This window comes from Burkholderia sp. Cy-637 (genome assembly GCF_011753175.1).
Lineage (GTDB): Bacteria > Pseudomonadota > Gammaproteobacteria > Burkholderiales > Burkholderiaceae > Burkholderia > Burkholderia gladioli.
Genome location: NZ_VWWC01000283.1, coordinates 1 through 5,058, shown reverse-complemented (window position 1 = coordinate 5,058; position 5,058 = coordinate 1). Strand labels below are relative to the sequence as shown.

Below are 5,058 nucleotides of genomic sequence, written 5' to 3'. Positions count from 1 at the left end.
GCGCCCGGATGCCGTCGCTGGGCGCGGGCTCGGCCGCCGCGCAGGGCGGCCCGGTCGGCCGCTGGGACCTGTCGGCGATCGACCGGCTCGACCACGTCGGCGGCCAGGCGCTGTGGCGCGCCTGGGGCCACCGGCTGCCCGAGGGCCTGACGCTGACCGACAACCAGCGCACCATCTTCGAGCGGATCCAGCGGCTCGACGAGGCGCGCGAGGAACCGGAGCCGGTGATCCGCCACGATCCGGTCACGCGGCTCGGGCTGGCCCTGATGCAGTTCGGCGAGCACCTGTTCGGCGGCATCGCCATGTTCGGGCGCGTGATCCTCGACCTCGGCTCGATCGCCCGGCGCCCCAAGACCATGCCCTGGACCGAGATCTCGGCCAACGTCTACAACGCCGGCGCCAAGGCGCTGCCGATCACGGCCCTGGTGGCCTTCCTGATCGGCATCGTGCTGAGCTACCTGTCGGCCCAGCAGTTGCAGCAGTTCGGCGCCAACCGCTATATCGTCAACATCCTCGGGCTGTCGGTGATCCGCGAGCTGGGGCCGGTGCTGGCGGCGATCCTGGTGGCCGGGCGCTCGGGCTCGGCGATCACCGCCCAGATCGGCGTGATGCGCGTCACCGAGGAGCTCGACGCGATGCGCGTGATGGGCATCCCGCACGGGCTGCGCATCGTGCTGCCGCGGGTGCTCGCGCTCGGCGTGGCGATGCCGCTGCTGGTGATGTGGACCAATATCGTCGCGCTCTCGGGCGGGGCGCTGGCCGCCAAGCTGGCGCTGGGCATCGACGTCAACTTCTTCATCCGCTCGCTGCCGGGCGTGGTGCCGATCGCCAACCTGTGGATCGGGCTCGGCAAGGGCGTGGTGTTCGGCATGCTGATCGCCCTGGTCGGCTGCCATTTCGGATTCCGCATCAAGGCCAATTCGCAGAGTTTGGGCGAGGGCACCACCACCTCGGTGGTCAGCTCGATCACGGTGGTGATCCTGGCCGACGCGGTGTTCGCGATCCTGTTCCAGAACGTGGGGCTCGGATGATGGACGAGAATCGGAACGCGCCGGTGCAGACGGGCGGCGGCACCGCCGCCGCCGCGATGCGCGCGGCCGGCGCCGGGGGCGAGGCGAACCCGGCCGGCTACGTGATCGAAGTGCGCGACATGACCAAGCGCTACGGGCGCAACGTGATCCACGAGCATCTCGACTTCGACGTGCGGCAGGGCGAGATCGTCTCGATCGTGGGCGGCTCGGGCTCGGGCAAGACCACCCTGGTGCGCCAGATCCTGGGCCTGGAGCAGCCCAGCTCGGGCACCGTGCGCGTGTTCGGCGAGGATCTCGCCACCCTCGACGCCGATTCGGCGCGCGTGATGCGCAGCCGCTCCGGCATGCTGTTCCAGCATGGCGCGCTGTTCTCCTCGCTGACCGTGTTCGACAACATCGCCCAGCCGCTGCGCGAGCTCGGGCGCGTGCCCGAGGACCTGCTGCACGAGATCGTGATGCTCAAGCTGGAGATGGTCGGGCTGCCCTGCAAGCACGCCTCGAAGATGCCCTCGGCGCTGTCCGGCGGGATGGTCAAGCGGGTCGGCATCGCCCGCGCGATCGCGCTGGAGCCCGAGCTGCTGTTCCTCGACGAGCCCACCGCCGGGCTCGACCCGCGCGCCTCGGACGAATTCGTCGACCTGATCGCCACCCTGCATCGCACCCTGGGCCTGACGGTGGTGATGATCACCCACGATCTCGACACCATGGTGGCGCTCTCCACGCGGGTGGCGGTGATCGCCGATCGCAAGGTGCTGGTGGCCGCGCCCGTCGAGGAGGCGGCCAGCGTCGACCATCCCTTCATCAAGGAATACTTCCTCGGCCTGCGCGGGCGCCGCGCGCTGCAGGCGCTGCCGCCCGAGCGGCGCGCGAAATTGCCGAAGGCGGCACTCGAGCCGGCGCTGTCCAGCGTCGAGCTGTAAAGCAAGGAATCGCGAATGGAAAACAAGTCACATGCGTTCTGGGCGGGGCTGTTCGCCATCGGCCTGCTGCTCGCGATCATCGCGGCGGTGTTCTGGTTCAACGTCGATCGCACGGTACGGATCCCTTACGACCTGGTGGCGCGCACCAACGTGACGGGCTTGTTCCCCGACGCGGCGGTGCGCTATCGCGGCCTGGACGTCGGCAAGGTCGCCACCATCCACTTCGACCGCGTCCACCCGGGCGAGATCTCGATCCGCATCCTGGTCGACAAGGATGCGCCGATCACGCGCTCGACCTACGGCAGCCTGGGCTTCCAGGGCGTGACCGGGATCGCCTTCGTGCAGCTCGACGATACCGGCCGCGATCCCTCGCCGCTGCCCACCTCGGTGAAGGAGGTGGCGCAGATCCCGCTGCACCCGAGCCTGTTCGACCAGCTCCAGCAGCGCGGCGACGTGCTGCTCAAGCAGATGGAGGTGGCGGCCTCCAGCGTCAACGCGATGCTCTCGCCCGAGATGCGCGAGCAGTTGAAGGCCACCGCCGCCAGCGTGCAGCAGGCCGCCGACGGCGTGAGCACGCTCACCAGGTCGCTCGAGCCGGTCACCGCGCAACTGCCCGAAACCACCCGCCGCGTGAACCAGGCGCTGGCCTCGGCCGACGCGATGCTGGCGCCGCACGGGCCGCTCGCCGCCAACCTGGACCGCGCCGGCAAGGCCGCCGAACAGGCGGGAACTGCGCTCACGCAGATGGATCAGACGCTCTCCGAGTTGAACGCGAGCGTGCGCTACGAGACGCTGCCGCGGGTCAATTCGCTGAGCTCGAACCTCGGCGACACCTCGCGGACCGTGCGCGACGTGGCCGGCGAGATCAGCCGCAACCCGCGCAGCCTGCTGTTCGGCACCAGCGCCGGCTTGCCGGGCCCGGGCGAATCGGGTTTCGCCTGGCCGCAGGCGGGGTCGCGCTGAGCGGCGCGGGGCGCGGGCGGGCAAGGTGCCTGCCGCTCGCGCCCGATTGACCGATGACTGACAGATACCGGCCGGCCCGTGCCTCGCGGCGCGGGCCGGCGATCGACCCGATGCCGGTCGGCCCCCGGGCCGCGGCCACCGCCAACGAGTTCACGACCATGCAGGAATCCGCGATGTCACGCTTGTCCTCCCTCTCCGCCCGCCGGGCCGCCGCGCTGGGCGCGATGCTGCTGTTCACGCTGCTCGCCGGCTGCGCGGGCGACGCGGCCCGGATGTCGAACATCCGCTACGACCTCGGCCCGCTCGATACCTCGTCGCTGGCGCTCGCGCCGGCTTCGGGCTCGGTGATCAAGGTGCTCGACGTGCGCGCGCCCGATGCCTTCGATACCGACAAGTTCGCCTACCGGCTCGCCTATGCCGACGCGCAGCGCATCGCCACCTATCGCGACAGCCGCTGGACCGCGCCGCCCGCGCAACTGCTGACGCAGCGCCTGCGCGCGGCGCTCTCGGCGCGCGGCACGGTGCTGGAAGGCGGCGACGCGGTGCGCGCGAGCGTGCTGCATGTCGAGCTCAACACCTTCGAGCAGGTGTTCGACGGCCAGGCGCAGAGCCACGGCGAGGTGGCGGTGCGCGCCACGCTCACGCGCGAGGGCGCGGTGCTCGGCCAGCGCAGCTTCGTGGCGCGCGCGCCGGCCAGCACCGCCGACGCGGCCGGCGGCGCGAGCGCGCTGGCCGCCGCGAGCAACGACCTGGTCGCGCAGATCGTCGCCTGGCTCGCGGTGCAGAACACCGCGGCGCAATGAGCGGTGCAATGAGCGACGCAATGAGCGGCGCGATGCCGGGCGGCCCGCGCGCGGAGCCGCCCAGATGAACCCCGAGGCGCCGCTGCCGCGCGGACCGTCGCTGCTGGCGCGGCGGCTGTTCGGCGCGTACGCGGCGCTGATCGTCTACGCCTCGCTGTATCCCTTCCTCGGCTGGCGCTCGCTCGGCGTCGGCCCCTTCGACTACCTGTTCGCGCCGATGCCGCGCTACTGGACGATGTTCGACGTCGTCACCAACGTGCTCGGCTACCTGCCGCTCGGGCTGTGCGCGGTGGGCGCGCTGCATCCGCGCGTGAAGGGCGCGGCCGCGGTGCTGGTCGCCACGCTGGCCGGCACGCTGCTGTCGGGCGCCATGGAGGCGCTGCAGACCTACCTGCCGACGCGGGTGGCCTCCAATCTCGACCTCGGCGCGAATGCCTTCGGCGCCTTCCTGGGCGGCCTGCTGGCCGCGCCGCTCGCGCCCGCGCTGATCGAGCGCGGCGCGCTGCGGCGGCTGCGCGACGCCTGGTTCGATCGCGAGGCCGCCACGCCGCTGCTGCTCTCGGCGCTCTGGCCGTTCGCGGTGCTGTTTCCCTCGCCCTTCCTGTTCGGCATCGGCCGCTGGCCGAGCGAGCTGTGGGACCGCGCCGATACCTCGATGCAGGACGCGCTGCTGGCCTGGATGCCGGCCGGCTGGCGCATCGACGCCTGGCCCGACGCGCTCGACGCGCATCTCTCCGATCCCGCCTGGGAGGCGCTGCTGGCGGGGCTGGGCCTGTTCGCGGCGCTCGCGCTGGCCTCGCTGACGATGCGCGCGCAGGCGCCGCGCGCGCGGCTGGCGATCGCCTTCGTGGTGGTCGCGCTGCTGCTGAAGGCCGGCGCCACCTTCCTGCAACTGCGCAGTGGCCTGTCGTTCGACTGGGCCACCCCGGGCGCCTGCGCGGGCGTCGCGCTGGGCCTGGCCGCCGCGCTGGTCGCGCTGCGGCTGCGCGCGGTATGGCGCGCCACCGCGGCGGCGCTGGCGCTGGCCGTCTCGCTGGCGCTGGTCAACCTGCTGCCGGTCAATCCGTTCTTCGACTACGCGCTGTCGGGCTGGAGCCAGGGGCGCTACCTGCATTTCAACGGCATCGCGCGATGGCTGGCCTGGAGCTGGCCCTACGCGGCCCTGGTCTGGCTCGGCTGGCATGCCGAGCATGGCTGGCTCGGGCGGCGCGCCAGGCATCGCGCGGGCGCCGCCGCGCGCGACCGGCACGACCGGCACGACGACCGGCGCCGCTGAGACCGGCTGATCGCCAGCCTTGCGAGGCGCGCCGGAGCGTGGTGCCGGGACGCGAGGCATTGGTC

Annotated in this window: 5 protein-coding genes; all 5 read left to right on the top strand. The window is 72.1% G+C overall.

From position 1 onward, the window contains the following. The coding region (locus F3J10_RS34290; protein WP_167243932.1) for an ABC transporter permease at positions 1 to 1,031 on the top strand (1,031 nt) is incomplete at its 5' end. A gap of 56 nt (positions 1,032 to 1,087) precedes the next feature. After that, positions 1,088 to 1,951: an ABC transporter ATP-binding protein gene (locus tag F3J10_RS34285; RefSeq protein ID WP_047836717.1), complete on the top strand. Its 864-nt coding sequence runs from the start codon at positions 1,088 to 1,090 to the stop codon at positions 1,949 to 1,951. Positions 1,952 to 1,966: 15 nt separating this feature from the next. Further along, a complete protein-coding gene (locus F3J10_RS34280; protein ID WP_167243931.1) occupies positions 1,967 to 2,914 on the top strand; it encodes an MlaD family protein in 948 nt (315 codons plus the stop codon). Positions 2,915 to 3,087: 173 nt separating this feature from the next. Further along, entirely contained in the window at positions 3,088 to 3,717 is a 630-nt protein-coding gene (locus F3J10_RS34275) for an ABC-type transport auxiliary lipoprotein family protein (protein ID WP_025097074.1), read from the top strand. 64 nt (positions 3,718 to 3,781) lie between these two features. Then, on the top strand, positions 3,782 to 4,993 hold the full coding sequence (locus F3J10_RS34270; RefSeq protein WP_167243930.1) for a VanZ family protein: 1,212 nt from the start codon (positions 3,782 to 3,784) through the stop codon (positions 4,991 to 4,993). The last annotated feature ends 65 nt before the right edge of the window (positions 4,994 to 5,058 follow it).